Source organism: Pseudomonas sp. P8_241 (assembly GCF_034008315.1).
Lineage (GTDB): Bacteria > Pseudomonadota > Gammaproteobacteria > Pseudomonadales > Pseudomonadaceae > Aquipseudomonas.
Genome location: NZ_CP125377.1, coordinates 5,003,008 through 5,019,607, shown reverse-complemented (window position 1 = coordinate 5,019,607; position 16,600 = coordinate 5,003,008). Strand labels below are relative to the sequence as shown.

The 16,600-nt window shown below is 58.6% G+C and carries 18 protein-coding genes; 5 read left to right on the top strand and 13 right to left on the bottom strand.

Features of this window, described 5'->3' with window-relative positions; genetic code table 11:
• Positions 1–14: 14 nt before the first annotated feature.
• Both QMK58_RS22325 and mobA read right to left on the bottom strand, forming a co-directional pair.
• Positions 15–236, bottom strand: a complete 222-nt coding sequence (locus QMK58_RS22325; RefSeq protein ID WP_053155902.1) for a YgdI/YgdR family lipoprotein — start codon at positions 234–236, stop codon at positions 15–17.
• A gap of 78 nt (positions 237–314) precedes the next feature.
• The gene (gene mobA / locus QMK58_RS22320; RefSeq protein WP_053155904.1) at positions 315–917 is read right to left on the bottom strand and encodes a molybdenum cofactor guanylyltransferase MobA; all 603 of its coding nucleotides are present in this window, start codon (positions 915–917) and stop codon (positions 315–317) included.
• Between the two features lie 81 nt (positions 918–998).
• Between mobA and moaB the strand changes: the two genes are divergently transcribed.
• Positions 999–1,538, top strand: coding sequence for a molybdenum cofactor biosynthesis protein B (gene moaB / locus QMK58_RS22315; protein WP_053155908.1), 540 nt, complete (start codon positions 999–1,001; stop codon positions 1,536–1,538).
• 22 nt (positions 1,539–1,560) lie between these two features.
• On the top strand, positions 1,561–2,748 hold the full coding sequence (glp, locus tag QMK58_RS22310; RefSeq protein WP_172681797.1) for a gephyrin-like molybdotransferase Glp: 1,188 nt from the start codon (positions 1,561–1,563) through the stop codon (positions 2,746–2,748).
• 62 nt (positions 2,749–2,810) lie between these two features.
• Here the strand turns inward: glp and QMK58_RS22305 are convergent, their stop codons facing one another.
• Entirely contained in the window at positions 2,811–3,134 is a 324-nt protein-coding gene (locus QMK58_RS22305; protein WP_256220578.1) for a hypothetical protein, read from the bottom strand.
• A 210-nt stretch (positions 3,135–3,344) separates the two neighbouring features.
• Between QMK58_RS22305 and yegS the strand changes: the two genes are divergently transcribed.
• Entirely contained in the window at positions 3,345–4,262 is a 918-nt protein-coding gene (gene yegS, locus QMK58_RS22300; protein WP_053155915.1) for a lipid kinase YegS, read from the top strand.
• Here yegS and QMK58_RS22295 read toward each other — a convergent pair.
• The 3 genes from QMK58_RS22295 to QMK58_RS22285 all read right to left on the bottom strand — a co-directional run bounded on the left by QMK58_RS22295 (position 4,246) and on the right by QMK58_RS22285 (position 6,731).
• Positions 4,246–4,905, bottom strand: a complete 660-nt coding sequence (locus QMK58_RS22295; protein WP_053155919.1) for a response regulator transcription factor — start codon at positions 4,903–4,905, stop codon at positions 4,246–4,248. The two genes, yegS and QMK58_RS22295, sit on opposite strands and share 17 nt — an antisense overlap.
• Positions 4,902–5,795 (bottom strand): sensor histidine kinase, encoded by an 894-nt coding sequence (locus QMK58_RS22290; RefSeq protein ID WP_320396558.1) that lies wholly within the window; start codon positions 5,793–5,795, stop codon positions 4,902–4,904. Before QMK58_RS22290 ends, QMK58_RS22295 begins: the two co-directional genes overlap by 4 nt.
• Before the next feature lie 465 nt (positions 5,796–6,260).
• The gene (locus QMK58_RS22285) at positions 6,261–6,731 is read right to left on the bottom strand and encodes a hypothetical protein (protein ID WP_053155926.1); all 471 of its coding nucleotides are present in this window, start codon (positions 6,729–6,731) and stop codon (positions 6,261–6,263) included.
• Between the two features lie 428 nt (positions 6,732–7,159).
• On the opposite strand from QMK58_RS22285, the gene QMK58_RS22280 reads away from it, so the two are divergent.
• Together QMK58_RS22280 and QMK58_RS22275 are read left to right on the top strand one after the other, a co-directional pair.
• Positions 7,160–8,095, top strand: a complete 936-nt coding sequence (locus QMK58_RS22280; protein ID WP_053155929.1) for a chemotaxis protein CheV — start codon at positions 7,160–7,162, stop codon at positions 8,093–8,095.
• A 110-nt stretch (positions 8,096–8,205) separates the two neighbouring features.
• Positions 8,206–9,012, top strand: coding sequence for an MOSC domain-containing protein (locus QMK58_RS22275; RefSeq protein WP_053155932.1), 807 nt, complete (start codon positions 8,206–8,208; stop codon positions 9,010–9,012).
• 72 nt (positions 9,013–9,084) lie between these two features.
• Here QMK58_RS22275 and QMK58_RS22270 read toward each other — a convergent pair whose 3' ends face one another.
• From QMK58_RS22270 to QMK58_RS22240, 7 genes are all read right to left on the bottom strand, one after another.
• Entirely contained in the window at positions 9,085–9,369 is a 285-nt protein-coding gene (locus QMK58_RS22270; RefSeq protein ID WP_007940055.1) for a pyrimidine/purine nucleoside phosphorylase, read from the bottom strand.
• A gap of 69 nt (positions 9,370–9,438) precedes the next feature.
• Entirely contained in the window at positions 9,439–9,981 is a 543-nt protein-coding gene (locus QMK58_RS22265; RefSeq protein ID WP_053155935.1) for an exonuclease domain-containing protein, read from the bottom strand.
• A gap of 71 nt (positions 9,982–10,052) precedes the next feature.
• Positions 10,053–12,014: an acetyl/propionyl/methylcrotonyl-CoA carboxylase subunit alpha gene (locus tag QMK58_RS22260; RefSeq protein ID WP_053155938.1), complete on the bottom strand. Its 1,962-nt coding sequence runs from the start codon at positions 12,012–12,014 to the stop codon at positions 10,053–10,055.
• Positions 12,015–12,131: 117 nt separating this feature from the next.
• Positions 12,132–12,929, bottom strand: coding sequence for an enoyl-CoA hydratase/isomerase family protein (locus tag QMK58_RS22255; RefSeq protein WP_053155941.1), 798 nt, complete (start codon positions 12,927–12,929; stop codon positions 12,132–12,134).
• On the bottom strand, positions 12,926–14,083 hold the full coding sequence (atuD, locus tag QMK58_RS22250) for a citronellyl-CoA dehydrogenase (RefSeq protein ID WP_053155944.1): 1,158 nt from the start codon (positions 14,081–14,083) through the stop codon (positions 12,926–12,928). Before atuD ends, QMK58_RS22255 begins: the two co-directional genes overlap by 4 nt.
• A 25-nt stretch (positions 14,084–14,108) precedes the next feature.
• Complete coding sequence (atuC, locus tag QMK58_RS22245; RefSeq protein ID WP_053155947.1) at positions 14,109–15,725, bottom strand: geranyl-CoA carboxylase subunit beta; 1,617 nt, start codon at positions 15,723–15,725, stop codon at positions 14,109–14,111.
• A gap of 3 nt (positions 15,726–15,728) precedes the next feature.
• Positions 15,729–16,598, bottom strand: a complete 870-nt coding sequence (locus tag QMK58_RS22240; RefSeq protein ID WP_053155950.1) for an SDR family oxidoreductase — start codon at positions 16,596–16,598, stop codon at positions 15,729–15,731.
• Positions 16,599–16,600 lie beyond the last annotated feature (2 nt).

The window sequence follows — 16,600 nt, the reverse complement described above, 5'->3', positions numbered from 1 at the left end:
TAACGCGTCCTCGATTACAGCTCCTTGACGGTACGAACCTGATCCTTGTTGATGCGGGTTTGCTTGCCATCCAGCTGCTCGAACTCGTAGAAACCCGATTCCTCGTCGTAGTGCGGTGCGTCGACGGCCTGGATTTCGCGACCGTCGTTCAAAGTGATCACCGTCGGCGATGCACAACCGGCAAGGGTCGCGAGGCCAAGTGCGAGCATGAAAGTGGCGAGGGTCCGTTGTGTCATGTGTGTGTCTCCGAATGGGAATTCTTTTGCTTGCCGAGCTTGAGACGTAAACAGCACGAGCAAGTTCCTTGGGTAATGTCACTCTGTCACAGTGTAGTCAGTGCTTAGCAATTCTGGTGTATTAAGGTTGGCCAGCCGAGGGTCATTGTCAGGGCATTGCAGTGCGGTCGCACCGAGCTTGCGCATCAGGCGCCCGGGACTGCGTTCACCCTCATTCCAGGCGGTTTCGAACGCTGCCTTGAGCATCACGGGTATCACGCACAAGAGCGGTTCCCAGTGCTCGTCATGCCGCAGCATCAACGGTTTGTCTGGATGCAGTTGCGCGGTATTGAGCATGCTGTCGAGCAGCTGCGCATCAACACGCGGAACGTCGCACGGCAATACCAGAAGATGTGGATGGCGAGCGGCGTTCAGACCTGCTCGGATCCCGGCCAGCGGGCCGGGGAAGTCACCTTCATCGTCATGGACCAACCGGTCGGCATAGGGCGCGTATTTCTCCAGATTGCGGTTGCAGGAGATGATCAGGTCATCGGTCATCGCGCGGGTCTTTTGATACAGATGAGCAATCAGCGGCTCGCCGTGCCATTCCAGTAAGCCTTTATCCTGACCGCCCATCCGTTGGCCGCGGCCACCCGCCAGGAGCAGTATGGAACAGGGCGGCAGCTGTGTATTTGGGGTCATGGCGGATCTCCATGGAGGCGGCGCAAAAAGGGGGCGCTGTGATATAACACCGGGCTGTTTCTCCTACAACTGGACGAGCCTATGAAAGCCAAGGCTGATGTGCCTTTCGCACCGCTGAACATCGCCGTACTGACTGTCAGCGATACCCGTACCCTGGAAACCGATACATCCGGCCAGGTCTTCGTCGACCGCCTGACCGCTGCCGGCCATAACCTCGCTGCCCGGGTTCTGCTCAAAGATGACCTCTACAAAATTCGTGCGCAAGTGGCTCACTGGATCGCTGACGATGTCGTGCAAGTCGTGCTGATCACCGGCGGCACAGGGTTTACCGGGCGTGACAGTACGCCGGAAGCGGTGAGTTGCCTGCTGGACAAGCAGGTAGATGGTTTCGGTGAACTGTTCCGTCAGATATCGGTGGCTGACATCGGTACCTCGACTGTTCAGTCCCGGGCGTTGGCCGGTCTGGCTAACGGCACGCTGGTTTGCTGCTTGCCGGGTTCGACCAGCGCCGTGCGCACAGGGTGGGATGGCATTCTTGGTGAGCAACTGGATTCGCGGCATCGCCCTTGCAATTTCGTGACCCATTTGAAACAGGCTGCCCCTTGTGAATCCCGTGGGTAAGCCTGGCAAGACCGGCAGTCTGATGCCCGTCGAAGTGGCATTGGCACGCTTGCTTGAAATGGCTGAAGACTCAAGGGTTTTCGAGCGTGAACGCTTGCCGCTGGCGCAGGTGCAGGGGCGTGTGCTGGCTGGGGATCTGCTTTCAACGCTGGACCTGCCACCCTGGCCCAACAGTGCCATGGACGGTTATGCCTTGCGTGTGGCGGATTGGACGGGCGAGCCGCTGGTCGTCAGCCAGAAGATTTTTGCCGGACAGGCTCCTGTTCCCCTGGCGCCCGGGACGTGCGCGCGAATTTTCACCGGGGCACCTGTGCCCGCCGGTGCCGATTGTGTCGAAATGCAGGAAAACGCCGAAGTCCTGGATGATGCGCGAGTGCGTTTTACCGAAGTCATGATCCAGGGGCAGAACATTCGCCCGCAGGGCCAGGAAACCAGGGCCGGTGAGCTGATACTGCCGGCAGGCACACGCATGGGGCCAATCGAGCAGGGATTGGCGGCCTCTTTGGGCTGTGCAGAGCTGGAAGTCATTCGCAAGATACGTGTTGCGGTGCTGTCCACTGGTGATGAATTGATTGAACCGGGGCAGGAACTGGGACCGGGGCAGATCTATAACAGCAATCGTGTGTTGCTCTGCAGCTGGTTGCAGCGGTTGGGTTGTGAAGTCATCGATGCGGGCATTCTTGCGGACAATCTGGAAACTACGCGTGCCCGATTGGGTGAGTTGAATAACGTCGATCTGATTCTCTCGACGGGCGGTGTATCAGTAGGTGAAGCCGATTTTCTGGGGATCGCCTTGCGCGAAGAAGGTGAACTGACGCTTTGGAAACTTGCTATCAAACCCGGCAAGCCACTGACGTTCGGACATTTTCGCGGCGTTCCCGTGATCGGCCTGCCGGGCAATCCGGCGTCAACGCTGGTGACCTTCGCGTTATTGGCCCGACCTTACCTCCTGCGCCGATTGGGTGTGCAAGAGGTTGAGCCGCTTAAAGTGCGCGTTCCTGCAGGGTTTGACTGGTCACAGGCCGGCAACCGGCGAGAGTACTTGCGCGGACGCCTTGAAAGCGGCCAAGCCGTTATCTACACAAACCAGAGTTCCGGCGTACTGCGCAGTGCCGCCTGGGCCGATGGTTTGGTTGAGGTGTTGGAGGGACGCACGCTGGTTCGCGGAGACAGCGTGAACTTCATTCCGTTAAGTGAAGTATTGGGCTGATTATTGCTGCTCCCCTGAATGCGAGGCCGGGTCGACCGAGCCGGGCTTGCGTTCAGAAGGCGTCAATGAGTCAGCAACAGGGCTACAACCTGCTCGAATCGGCTATTCGCGATCCAGCCGAGCAGCCCAAGGAGCACCGCCGTCCCGCCGGCCGAATAGGCAAGTCGGTGCTTGATGGACTGGATATCAGCCCGAACTTCTTCCATGTCTCGACGTATGTATTTGAGGTGTGATTCCAGCTCGGTGACACGAAGTTCCATATGATCTTCTCCAGTGGCTTTTGCGCTGTCTGCGGGCTCTGCTCGGGGGCCAGCGCGTTCTTCTGCGAGCGCCAGGGCCTGAATGGCCGATGACTTGATCTGTTGGCTTGGCAATGGCACGTCCATGTGTTTGATCCTGATAACTGAAAGCTGCCGACTCAAACTGAACCAATCCTCTTTCCTGGTCAATTGAGCCAATTCACCACGTTTTGTAAGAAGTCCCGCATTGGGGTGCCGGATCAAAATGCCCGCTGGAATTAATTCGACTCCAAGCGACTTTTATTGGGTGTGATGAGGTCACATTTCCCAGAGGGCATTAATTCCGGGAGAAACCAAATGAGCGAACGCAAGGCGCTATTGATTCTGCATGGCAAGCAGGCGCTCAACGAAGAAGTGCGCGCTGCTGTTCAAGGCAAGCGCGAAAAAGGCTGGGAATTGGCTGTTCGATTGACCTGGGAAGCCGGCGATGCCCAGCGGATGGTGGCGCAGGCATTGGCGCAGGGGTATCGACAGATTATCGCTGGGGGCGGCGACGGTACCTTGCGTGATATCGCCGAAGCCATGGCCGCGCAATCGACCGATGCCAGTCTGGTGCTGATGCCATTGGGCACCGCCAATGATTTTGCGCGCGCAGCGGGTGTCCCGCTTGAACCCGCTCTGGCGCTCGAGCTTCTCGACGCTTCACCAAGTGCGATTGATCTGGGGGAGGTGGGTGGGCAGATATTTCTGAACATGGCCACGGGAGGCTTTGGCAGCCAGGTGACGGCGAACACCTCGGAAGATTTGAAAAAAATCCTCGGTGGCGCGGCCTATCTGTTTACCGGCCTTTCACGCTTCAGCGAGCTACATGCAGCTTACGGTGAGTTGCAGGGACCGGACTTTCACTGGCAAGGCGATCTGTTGGCATTGGGTATCGGTAATGGAAGACAGGCCGGTGGGGGACGGGTGCTGTGCCCTGAAGCCCTGGTAGATGACGGATTGCTGGACATCAGTATCCTGCCTGCGCCGCAGGAAGTGGTCGGCACGTTGAAAAACCTGCTGACCGAGGGATTCGGCATCGACAGTCTGTTCGTACGCGCCCGCTTGCCCTGGATCGAGATCAAGGTTTCGGAAGGGCTTTACATCAACCTGGACGGCGAACCGTTGGAAGGTGACAGTCTGCGGTTCTCGGTGCGTCCAGGGGCGTTGCGGGTGCATCTGCCTGAAGCCTCACCGCTGCTGAGTACCCGGGAAGGAGCTAATCGTCCAGACTGATGATGTGTTCACGCACTGCAAACAGCACCAGGCCTGCCACGTCGTAGATCTGCAAGCGTTTCATGATCTGTGAACGATGGGTTTCGACGGTCTTGACGCTCAGGCCAAGGCCGTTGGCGATTTCCCGGGTGGATTTTCCGCGAACGATCAGCCGCAGGATTTCCAGTTGGCGCGCAGTCAGATTATGCGAGTCGCAAGTGTCCGGCTGATTATTCTGGTGACGGGTCAAAGCCTGATTGATAACCGTATGGGCGATGGCCGGGCTCAGGTAGCGCTCGTTGTTACGCAAGGCCTCCAGTGCATGCTCGAGCTCGGTGGCCGTGGTGTCCTTGAGCAGGTAGCCGTGGGCGCCGGATTCCAATGCCTGCATGATGAGTGCCGGATCGGTGTGCATGGACAGGATCAGCACCTTGCTTTGCGGTCGCACGCGTTTGAGTTGTTGCAGTGCTTCCAGGCCTCCGGTGTGCCGCATGGAAATGTCCAGCAGGACAATATCCGGATTCAATTGCTCGACCAGTTCAAGCAACTGCGCCCCGTCATTAGCTTCTCCAATGACGGCGTAGCCGGGAATATCCATTACCAGGGCGCGCACGCCAGCCCTGATCAGCGAGTGGTCATCCACCAGAAGTAAGTTACAAGTCAATGCATAACCTTATTCGAACTGGCCCGTTCCAGCGCACGAGGTGCCCACGGGAAGAGAGCTTCGATTTGAGTGCCTTTGCCCGGTGTGCTGGAAACGGTCAGTGTCCCGCCCAATTGATCGATCCGCTCCGACATCCCGGCCATTCCGCGTTGACCTTCACGACCAGGATCTGCGGCAGGTGCAAATCCCTGACCGTCATCCCGGATGTGTAACATCAGGCCTTGCGGCAGGCGTTGCAGGCAAACCAGCAAATTCCTGGCCTGAGCATGTCGCAAGATGTTGGTGACCGCTTCCTGGGTGATACGGAATGCCGCCACGGCCATTTCTTCCGGTATTCCGGTCAGACGCTGGTGACATTCCAGGCTCCAGTGCACTTGGGTATTGGTCAGGGTCTTGAGCAGGTGCGCACGCAGACTGGCCTCCAGTCCCAGGCTGGCCAACTGCCGGGGATTGAGGATAGCGGAGACATCACGAACTTTGGCCAGCGTCTCTTCCAGCGTGTCGAACAATACCGAGCATTGTCCGTGGAGTTCTTCGGGCATGCGCCGCTTGAGCCAGTCGCTTTGCAGCTTGGCGGCGGTCAGCAACTGGCCAATGTCGTCATGCAGCTCCCGGCTCAGCCGGTGACGCTCATTTTCCTGAACCTGTAACAGGCGGTCTGCCAGTTCCTGGGGCTGGAATTTTATAGATTTACGCGAGAGGTGGTATTGCACCCAGACGCCGGCCAGCGCGGCAGCGTTGAGCAGCAGTAGACCGAGTGGCAAGCGAACGGCAAGACTATAGGCCCACAAGCTGCCGAGTGTGGAGCAGGCACAAAGCAACAGCGTGAACCTACGTGCATTTTCTCGGGAGGGTGGCCACGTGATGATCGACTTGAGGCTGGCGTGCATAACGGATGAAGCCAATGAATGTTCGCTTGCGGGCAGACCGGTCAAGTCGACAAGTCTCTGTTTTGTCCGGTGGAGCATCGACTTCAACGGCATGTGCATTTTGATTGACCACAGCCTTCTTTCATCGGCTTGTGAAGCATGCACTCACACCACCATTAATTGGCGTCAACTAATGGGCGGCATAATAGCACCTAAGAAACCGTTGGTCGCGCTTGGGTTAATGTCCATGAAGCCAGGAAAATCGAACTTTGGACGATGATTCCAAAATGGAAAAAGCGTGGCCGATGCCATTACTGATATCAGGCACAACCCTGGGCAGGAAGGGGGTACTTCATAATCGAAAGGAGCAGCTGTCAGTCAATGACTGTCGTTTATGGATATGAAGTAATCAAATGCGCCATCTAAGCAAGTAGGTGCCAGTAGCCAAGGCACATTAACGTCTGCTTTGCGGCAATGTCGGGAGTCTCAGGCTTGCCGTTCCGAGTAGGAAATGATCGTGAATGGCTTGGAGTTGAGAGGAGGCTGAAAATGGCCTTGTCCTACCTGAAAGGCAAAAGCTGCGATCAGTGTCGCCTGTTCACTTTCATCGAGGCTGAGCTGGCCTGTGGTCTGGTCAATGAGTTCGAGTTGCCAGGCGATCAGGGTCAGGCAGTCTTTAAGCGCACTCAGTGCCTCGTCGTGCAGGCTCATGTGATTCTGAGCGTGGTTGAGCAGTTCATGGATGTGCAGCGAGAATTCCGACACAGCGGCCAATGCCAGTGCATCAGCCCTGTTGGCCAGCTTTAGCAGCGTGCTGAGCATGCAATCGATGGCATCCTTGTCATTGCTGATCAGTTGCAGATGACACAGGCATTCCTCGGTTTTACCCAGGAGCGTTTCAGCCTCGACAAGAAATTCCGGGATTCGCTGAGCCCACTCTTTACGGTTGTTCGGCATGATTATCTCCACAACGTCATTTGAACTGAGGGGATGTCGTGTGTGCCGACGAAGACGCAGTCGGGTGAATCGGCCTGGAGGCAGGCTGAGAAACACGAGAGGGTGGTTGTCCACTTACCTGCGGTTGCACACAAAAGCCTGACTCCGTTCATGCAATGAGAATGGCGTCACATTAATGGCTATTGGATATTGCGAATATCAGGTTGCACCTGATTGTTGCTAGGGGAATCCCTTATGCAGCGGAACCTAACGCACAAACTATGGTCGTTGCGCGCGGAAGTAGCGGATATCAATTACGCAGCCAGTAAAGCATGATGTTAATGTGACATCAATGCTTCGGCGTGGCATTTTAGAGGGGTCAAGCAACGGCAATCATGGCCGATAACCTTCCTTAAGCGAACTCATCCGAATAAGACCTGGAGTGATCAATGGCCGGCATTCTCGACACGGTAGACCAACGCACGCAACTGGTGGGTGAGAATCGCCTGGAAATTCTCATGTTCCGCCTCGCCGGGCGTCAATTGTTCGCGATCAACGTCTTCAAAGTGCAGGAAGTCCTGCAGTTGCCGAAGCTGACCCTGATGCCTCAGCGCCATCCTTTCGTGTGCGGGGTGGTCAATCTGCGTGGCCAGACTTTGCCAGTCATCGACTTGTCCCAGGCCATTGGCATGCGTCCTCTGGTGCCGGGGCCGGGCAGTACGATTATTGTCACTGAATACAACCGCTCGGTGCAGGCATTCCTCGTCGGTGGCGTGGACCGCATCGTCAACATGAACTGGGAAGCTATCCTGCCGCCGCCGAGCAGCGCCGGTCGCCAGCATTATCTGACGGCCATCAGCAAGGTTGACGATCAGTTGGTTGAGATCATCGATGTGGAAAAGGTCTTGGCCGAGATCGTCCCTTACAACGCCAAGGTATCCCGTGAAAAGCTGGCGGATCCTGTGCTGGAGCACGCCCGGGGCCGTGAAGTGCTGCTGGTGGATGACTCGAACGTGGCGCTGGCACAGTTGCGTGACACATTGGGACAGTTGGGCGTGAAGATGCACATCGCCAGCGATGGTCTCAAGGCGTTGAACATGCTCAAGGCCTGGGCGGATACCGGCGTGCACATGACCGACAAGTTGCTGATGGTCTTTACCGATGCAGAGATGCCGGAAATGGATGGCTATCGCCTGACCACCGAAATTCGCAACGATCCGCGTCTGCGTGGCCTTTATGTGGTGCTGCACACGTCCTTGTCGGGCAGTTTCAACGACTCGATGGTGAAGAAAGTCGGCTGCGATAACTTCCTGTCCAAATTCCAGCCGGACAAACTCGTCGACGTAGTTCGCCAGCGCCTGATGCTTGACGAAGTGCCTGCCTGATCAGGACCACACTCAACGGTGGGGGCCGTCTCGCCCCTACAGGTTTTTGCTCTTTGATTCGGCGATCAAGCTCGTATAGGGTGGAATTTTTGCCATCCAGGGAGCCGGCCATGTTGCGTCTGAGTGCGCTTTATCGTTATCCGTTGAAATCCGCCAGGGGCGAAATCTTGCAACAGGTCGGCCTCGACAAATTGGGGCTGGACGGAGATCGACGCTGGATGCTGGTCGATGAGCCCAGTGGTCGCTTCCTGACCCAGCGCGCGGTGGCGAAAATGAGTCAACTGTCGGCCCTGTGGAACGCGCAAGGCGGATTGACCCTCAATGCGCCGGGCCAATTGTCGATGGATGTGGCGTTGCCCGGCAGTGACGCAGAGCTGCGTGGCGTGACGATCTGGCGTGACACCTTGCGTGTTCCCGATGCCGGTGATGCGGCGGCGGCCTGGGTCAGCGATTTCATCGGTAAACCGACACGTCTGGTGCAGGTGCCACTGGAGCGGGCACGAACCACCCAGGCGGGCTTCGGTAATGAGGATGATCAAGTGGCGTTCGCCGATGGTTTTCCGCTGTTGTTGATCGGCCAGGCCTCTTTGGACAACTTGTCACAGCAGGTCGGGCGCCCGATGGAGATGTTGCGTTTCAGGCCGAATCTGGTGATCGAGGGCAGCGACGCCTTCGCCGAGGATGGCTGGAAGCGCATTCGTATTGGCGAGATCGAGTTCCGCTTGGTCAAGCCGTGCTCTCGCTGCATTCTGACCACCATTGACCCGCAAACCGGCGATCGCAGCATTGATCGAGAACCCTTTGCGACATTGCAGAAATACCGCTCCACAGCAGACGGTGCAATGTTCGGCCAGAACCTGGTCAACGATGGCAATGGCCGACTTGAAGTCGGCATGCCGGTCGAGATTCTCGAATAGTCGTCGCAGAAATGAAAAATGCCCGTGTCCAGAGACACGGGCATTTTTTTGTGCGGTAAAACGCCGAGGGTATTAGCCGCGGTATTCGCACAGGTAAGCGGTGTCGACGGCCACTTTGAGCTGGAACTTGCTGTTGGCAGGCACGTTGAACTGGCTACCGGCGGCGAAGGTTTCCCAATCGCTGCTGTCTGGCAGTTTGACTGTCAGTGCACCGCTCACCACATGCATGATTTCACGCTGGCTGGTGCCGAATTCGTATTCGCCCGGAGCCATGACGCCGATGGTCGCGGGACCTTCTGCGGTGCCAAAGGCGATCGACTTGACGGTGCCGTCGAAGTACTCGTTGACTTTAAACATGGGCGATTCCTCGAAAAGGGCTTAAAAGGGCCGGCCAGTATGCACAAGGCCCTGGGTGCCGTCACCTGTCTAAAGCGGAAGAACCAACGGCAAAAGCCGTGCAGTATTGCGCGCATCTTCCAGCGCACGGTGTTGCTGGCCGGTGAACTGCAGGCCTGCCAGTTGCAGGGCGCCATTGAGCCCGAGTGGACGTTCGAGTCGCCTTGCCTTGGCAAACCGCTGCTTGAGGTTCATGTGGGGTACGTTGGCCAATACGCTGTCGAGTTGCAGTCGTTGCCACTCCTGCAGTAATTGTTTGCGGTCGTAATCGCCCCAGCTGACCCAGCCTTCAAGGCGCGTATGGTGTTGGCCAAGCCAGCGCTCAAAGGCTGGCCAGACCTCGCCCAGCGGGTGCGCGGTATCGATGTTGGTTTGGGTGATGTGCGTTAAATCCCGACAAAAAGGCGTCAGCAAGGGCCTCCGCAACGGCCGGACGAAACGCTGGAAGTGATCCAGCTCCCGCCCCTTGCTATCCACCAGGGTCGCGCCGATTTCGATGATTTCCATTTCCGTTATCGGCCAGCCACCCTCATCGGTGGTGGCTTCCAGATCGATGACCAGCCAGTGAGGCATTGCAGGGTTCCTGATATCCGCGTCTTGATAGCGCTTGAGCGTAGCCAAACCCGGCGGTTCCGCCTAGCGGCTTATTCGACCTCCAGCAGAATCTGGCGGTTTTTGACTTGATCGCCGACCTGTACCTGCAAGCGCTTGAGCACGCCGTCGATGCCGGACCTGAGCGGGTGCTCCATTTTCATGGCTTCCAGTACCACCAGCAGTTGCCCTTTGGTCACAGAACTGCCTTCTCTGACCAGTACATCGACAATCGCTCCATCCATGGGGGCCTTGAGGGTGCCGGTGCTGATACTGGCCTGAGTGCTGACCGGCGCTTGGGTGCGATCCTCCAACCGCAAACTGCCCGGCCGGGTGAACAGCCAAAGTTGCCCGGTCACCAGACGATAAGCATGACGCTGGCGAATGCCGTCGATTTCCAGGGTGGCCCAGCGCCCGTCGCACTGGATGATCTTCAGATTAATCTGCTGACTGGCGGCTTGAATCCGCAATGGCTCACCCGGTACGGCGTTCAATTGCACCGACCAGTCTTGATCCTCCAGCCCCATACGATAGTGCAGCGGCACGCTGGCGTTGTTGCGCCAACCGGCCAGCGGAGCGGGGTGCGTCATCGTCGACGCCTGATAAAACAGCGCCGCGGCAACGGCCAATTGTTCGGCGCTCGGCACGTGGGCATGTAGACAGGCATGCTCGGCAAAATGTTGGGGGATGAACCCGGTGCTGAATTCGCCGCTGGCAAATTGCGGATGCTCCAGCAGACTGGTGAGCAAACGCTGATTGCCGTGCAAGCCCAGCAGCACGCTGTCTTGCACCGCCCGCAACAACTTGCGCCGCGCCTCGTCGCGCGTGGCGCCGTGAGCGATGATCTTGCCTAACATCGGGTCATAGAACGGGCTGACGGTGTGGCCTTCGATCAGACCATGGTCGATTCGCACGCCATCCTGCAATGCCGGTTCCCACGCCGTGACCTGTCCGGTCTGCGGCAGGAAACCTTGCGCAGGGTCTTCTGCATACAGGCGCGCTTCCATGGCGTGCCCGTTGAGTTGCACCTGCTCCTGACGCAGTGGCAGCGCTTGCCCTTCGGCCACTTTCAGCTGCCAGGCAACCAGGTCTAATCCAGTAATCAGTTCGGTGACCGGATGCTCCACTTGCAACCGGGTGTTCATCTCCAGGAAGTAAAACCGGCCGTGCGCGTCCAGCAGAAATTCCACCGTGCCGGCGCCGACATAATTTACTGCTCGCCCGGCTTTGAGGGCCGCTTCACCCATGGCCTGACGCAATTCGGTGGTCATGACCGGGCAGGGTGCTTCTTCGATGATTTTCTGGTGGCGACGCTGGATCGAACAATCGCGTTCACCAAGGTAAATCAGGTTGCCGTGCTGATCGCCGAACAGTTGAATCTCGACGTGACGAGGCTCGATCAAGGCTTGTTCGAGTATCAGTTCATCGTTGCCAAAGCCATTCAAGGCTTCAGAGCGCGCGGTGCGAATCTGCTCAAGCAGGCTTGCTGCGTCGTGCACCAGACGCATGCCACGACCGCCGCCGCCGGCACTGGCCTTGATCATCAGCGGATAGCCGATTCGCTCGGCTTCACGGCTCAGGCTTGCGTCATCCTGTTGTGCACCTTGATAGCCGGTGATGCACGGCACTCCGGCTTCAATCATGGCGATTTTCGACAGGCGCTTGCTGCCCATCAATTCGATGGCTTCGGGGCTGGGGCCGATGAAGGTGAGACCCGCTGCCTGGCAGGCGCGGGCGAACGCGGCGTTTTCCGAGAGAAAGCCGTAGCCAGGATGGATCGCGTCCGCTCCTGTGCGACGAGCCGCGTCGATGATTGCCGGAATGTTCAGATAAGAATGTTGCACCGGGGCCGGGCCGATGTTGACCGCTTCGTCCGCCATCTGCACATGCAGCGCATCGGTGTCGGCATCGCTAAATACAGCGACCGTGCGATAGCCCAGCGCCTGCGCGGTGCGCTGGATGCGGCAGGCGATTTCACCGCGGTTGGCGATGAGGATTTTTTTGAGTCCGGACATGGGGTGGCTCTCTGAAAGTTGCGGTGTCTGGTCGGGCCTCATCGCTGGCAAGCCAGCTCCTACAGTGGATTTATGTCGCACACAGAACCTGTAGGAGCTGGCTTGCCAGCGATGCTTTCAAGAAGCCCACCCCGGTTTACGTTTTTGCAAGAAGGCCATCGTTCCTTCGACCCCTTCAGGCCCGGTCACCGCTTCGCTGAACCATTGGGCCGCTTGATCGAGCAGGGCGTCCGACGGTTGTCCTGCACTCGCCAACAAGAGCTTCTTGGTTGCCGCGTTGGCCCCCGGAGCACAACACAACACATGGGCCAAGACCTCGTCGAGGCGCTCGGCCAGCGTCTGTGGATCGTGTTCCACAAAATGCACCAGCCCCATCCGCCGCGCCTGGATACCATCGAAACGGGCCGCTGTCAGGGCCAGTCGCCGGGCCTGGGTCAGGCCGATGCGTTGCACCACGAACGGCACGATCTGCGCGGGCAACAGGCCGAGGCTGGTTTCCGGCAGGCCGAATTGCGCTGAATGATCGGCCATGGCGATATCGCTGACACACGCCAGTCCTAAACCACCGCCCAATACAGCGCCTTGCAGCACCGTGATCACCACTTGCGGCGTGTGTTGCATCTCTTGCAGCAGCGCACCGAACACCCGGTTCAAATCGCGGTGGGCATTGGGACCCTGAGCGCGGGCGTTGGCCAGGTCCTTGAGGTCGCCGCCGGCACAGAAGTGCCCACCGACGCCACCAATCACCAGTGCGCGAACCCCTGGCTTATCGCGTACCGAGGCCAGCACCGAACGTAATTCGGTGACCATTTGCAGGCTCATGGCGTTGCGACTTTCCGGCCGGTTGAGGGTGATGTGCAACACGCCGTTGTGCAGCTCCAGCAGCAGGGTTTGGCAAACCGGCAGGTTGTTCATTGCTTTTTCCCCGGCAGGATACCCATGAGTTTGCAGATGATCCCCAGCATGATTTCGTCGGCACCACCGCCAATCGATACCAGCCGTACATCACGATAGGCGCGGGCCACCGGGTTGTCCCACATGAAACCCATGCCGCCCCAGTATTGCAGGCAACTGTCGCTGACTTCGCGCCCCAGCCGCCCGGCCTTGAGCTTGGCCATGGACGCCAGCCGCGTAACGTCCTGGCCTTTGACGTATTGCTCGGTGGCCTGGTAGACCAGCGCGCGCAGGCATTCGATTTCGGTCTGCAGCTCGGCCAGGCGAAAATGGATAACCTGGTTGTCGATCAGCGCATTGCCGAAGGTTTTACGTTCCTTGCAATACTCGATGGTGCTGTCGACGCAGTACTCCAGGCCCTTGATCATATTGGCGGCGCCGAACAGGCGTTCTTCCTGAAACTGCAACATCTGCATCATGAACCCCGCACCTTCATGGCCGACGCGGTTGCGCTGTGGCACGCGCACGTTGTCGAAAAACACCTGGGCGGTTTCCGAGCTGCGCATGCCGAGTTTGTCCAGATGCGAGCTGAGGGTGATGCCCGGCGCGTTCATCGGCACCATGATCAGTGACTTGTTGATGTGCGGTTTGTCGTCCGAGGTGTTGGCCAGCAAGCAGATGAAGTCGGCGCTCGGCGAGTTGGTGATCCACATCTTGCTGCCGTTGATCACGTAGTCGTCGCCGTCCTTGCGTGCGCAGGTTTTCAGCCCGGCCACGTCTGAACCGGCACCGACTTCGGAAACGCCAATGCAACCGACCTGCTCGCCGCTGATGGCCGGGCGCAGGAACTCGTCGCGCAACTCATCGGAACCGAAACGGGCCAGCGCAGGGGTGCACATGTCGGTCTGCACGCCGATGGACATCGGGATGCCGCCGCAATGGATGGTGCCGAACTCCTCGGCAGCGACAATCGAGTAGCTGTAGTCGAGCCCCATGCCACCGAATTTTTCCGGTTTGGAAATGCCCAGCAAGCCGAGGTCGCCGGCCTTGCGGAATATTTCGTGGATGGGGAAGCGCCCGGCTTTTTCCCATTCATCGACGTGCGGATTGATCTCGTGCTCGACGAATTGGCGCACCGTGCGGCGCAGCGCTTCGTGTTCCTGGGTGAAGATCATTTTTATTGTTCTCCTGACGATCAATTCAAAAACGCGAAACGCCAAAACTGTTGGTTTGAAGCGACCGCACTTCAGCTTCGTGGCAGATATCGAGTAAATAACCGAGCAACGTCCGGGTATCTCGCGGGTCGATAAGGCCGTCGTCCCACAGATTGGCGCTGCAGTAGAGCGCCGTGGACTGGCTGTCGAGTTTCTGCGCGGTGACCTGTTCCAGCATGTCGAGCATTTTCGGGTCGGGCACCAATCCATCATTGGCCTGTTTGGCCTCGGTGACGATGCGCAGCACCTTGCCTGCCTGGGCACCGCCCATCACCGCGGTGCGGCTGTTGGGCCAGGCGAAGATGAAGCGCGGGTCAAGGCCACGCCCGCACATAGCATAGTTGCCGGCACCATAGGAACCACCGACGACGATGGTCAGTTTCGGTACTCGGGCGTTGGCCACCGCTTGAATCATCTTGGCGCCATGCTTGATCACGCCTTGTTGTTCCGATTCGGTGCCGACCATGAACCCGGTGGTGTTGTGAAAAAACAGCAGCGGTGTCTGGCTCTGGTCACACAGCTGAATGAACTGCGCTGCCTTGCTCGCACCTTTGGGCGTGATCGGGCCGTTGTTACCGATGAAACCACAGGTTCGACCCTGGATTTTCAGATGACCGCAGACGGTCTGCTGATCGAACTCGACCTTGAAGTCGAGGAAGTTCGAACCATCGGCGATACGGGCGATGATTTCGCGCACGTCGTAAGGTTTTTTCGGGTCGTCCGGGATCAGCCCCAGCAGTTCGTCGATAGGGTAGAGCGGCTCTGCCCATTGTGCTTCAGGTCGCCAGGGCAGTTGATCGTTCCACGACAGCAGGCTGACGATCTCGCGCACCTGATGCACACCGTCGGCGTCGTTTTCCGCCAGGTACTCGGCGGTGCCGGCGGTTTGGGCGTGCATCTCGGCGCCGCCCAGTTCCTCATCGGTCGCGACTTCACCGGTGGCCGCCTTGAGCAGCGGCGGGCCTGCCAAAAACAATTTGGCCTTGCCGCGTACCACCACCACGTAGTCCGACAATCCAGGTTGATACGCGCCGCCTGCAGTGGCAGAGCCGTGCACCACGGTGATCTGTGGCAGGCCCATCGCCGACATCCGCGCCTGGTTGGCAAAGCTGCGCGCGCCTTCGACGAAAATCTCCGCTGCGTAATTGAGGTTGGCGCCGCCGCTTTCGGCGAGGGTGATCACTGGCAGTTTGTTTTCCATGGCGATCTGTTGCAGGCGCAGGGATTTTTTCAGACCGCTGGGGGAAATGGTTCCGCCCTTGATCGCACTGTTGTTCGCCACCACCAGCACCCGCACGCCCGCAACGTAACCGATGCCGGCGATCAGGCCGCCACCGGCAGAGCTGCCGTCCTTGTCATCGTGCAGTTTGTAGCCGGCCAGACTGGCCAGTTCGAGGAACGGCGCGCCGGGATCGAGTAAAAGATTGAGGCGCTCGCGGGGCAATACCTGGCCGCGTTTCTCGAACTTCGGCTTGGCTTCGGCAGCCTTGGTCAGCAGGTTCTGTTCAAGGGTGCGGACCTGCTCTACAGCGTTCAACATCGCCGCACGGTTCTGCGCGAACTGTTCGCTATGGGGATCGAGTTGCGACTGAATCACCGGCATGGGTTATTCCTTGTCCCTGAGGACATCGGGAAGGTAGGCACGGTGGAAACCGTTGTAAGACTCACTGTTGGTCGCCTTGTGGATCGGCCACGCGCGCCCGCCGAGGCTGGCGGCTCCGTCGATGCGTAATGTGCTGCCGCTGACAAATGCAGCCGCTGGGCTGAGCAGGAAAACAATCGCCGCGCTGACTTCCGATTCTGTCCCGATGCGTTTGAGCGGCACGTGTTCTCGCAAGGTCGGGATCACGGCCTTGAAGGCACCTTCGTAGGTGTCCATGCCGCTGGAAGCAATCCAGCCTGGCGCCACGGCATTGACTCGCACGCCGGCGTAACCCCATTCGAACGCGGCGGTCTTGGTCAGGTTATCCATGCCCGAACGCGCAGCACCGGAGTGCCCCATTCCGGGCATGCCGCCCCACATGTCGGCCAGCATGTTGACGATGGCGCCGCCGTGCTTGCTCATGGACTGATTGAACACTTCCCGGGCCATCAGGAAACCGCCGACCAGGTTGGTGCGCATCACGGTTTCGAAGCCTTTTTGATTGATCGACGAAAGGGCGCAGGGGTACTGTCCGCCAGCGTTATTGACCAAGCCATGAATGGGGCCGTGCCGGCGGATCAGCTCGCTGACCAGGTGCGTGACAGCTTCTTCGTCGCGTATATCGCAAGCCGCCCAATCGGCTTTGCCACCGTCATCGGAAATTTCCGCCGCAACGGTTTTGAGCTTTTCGGATTTGCGTCCGACCAGCAGCACGTGGGCGCCGAGGGCGGCCAGTTCGTGGGCCGTGCAGCGGCCGATGCCACTGCCGCCACCGGTGACAATGATGTTTTGGCCAGCAAACAGATCGGCTTTGAAAATCGAATCGTAGGCCATGG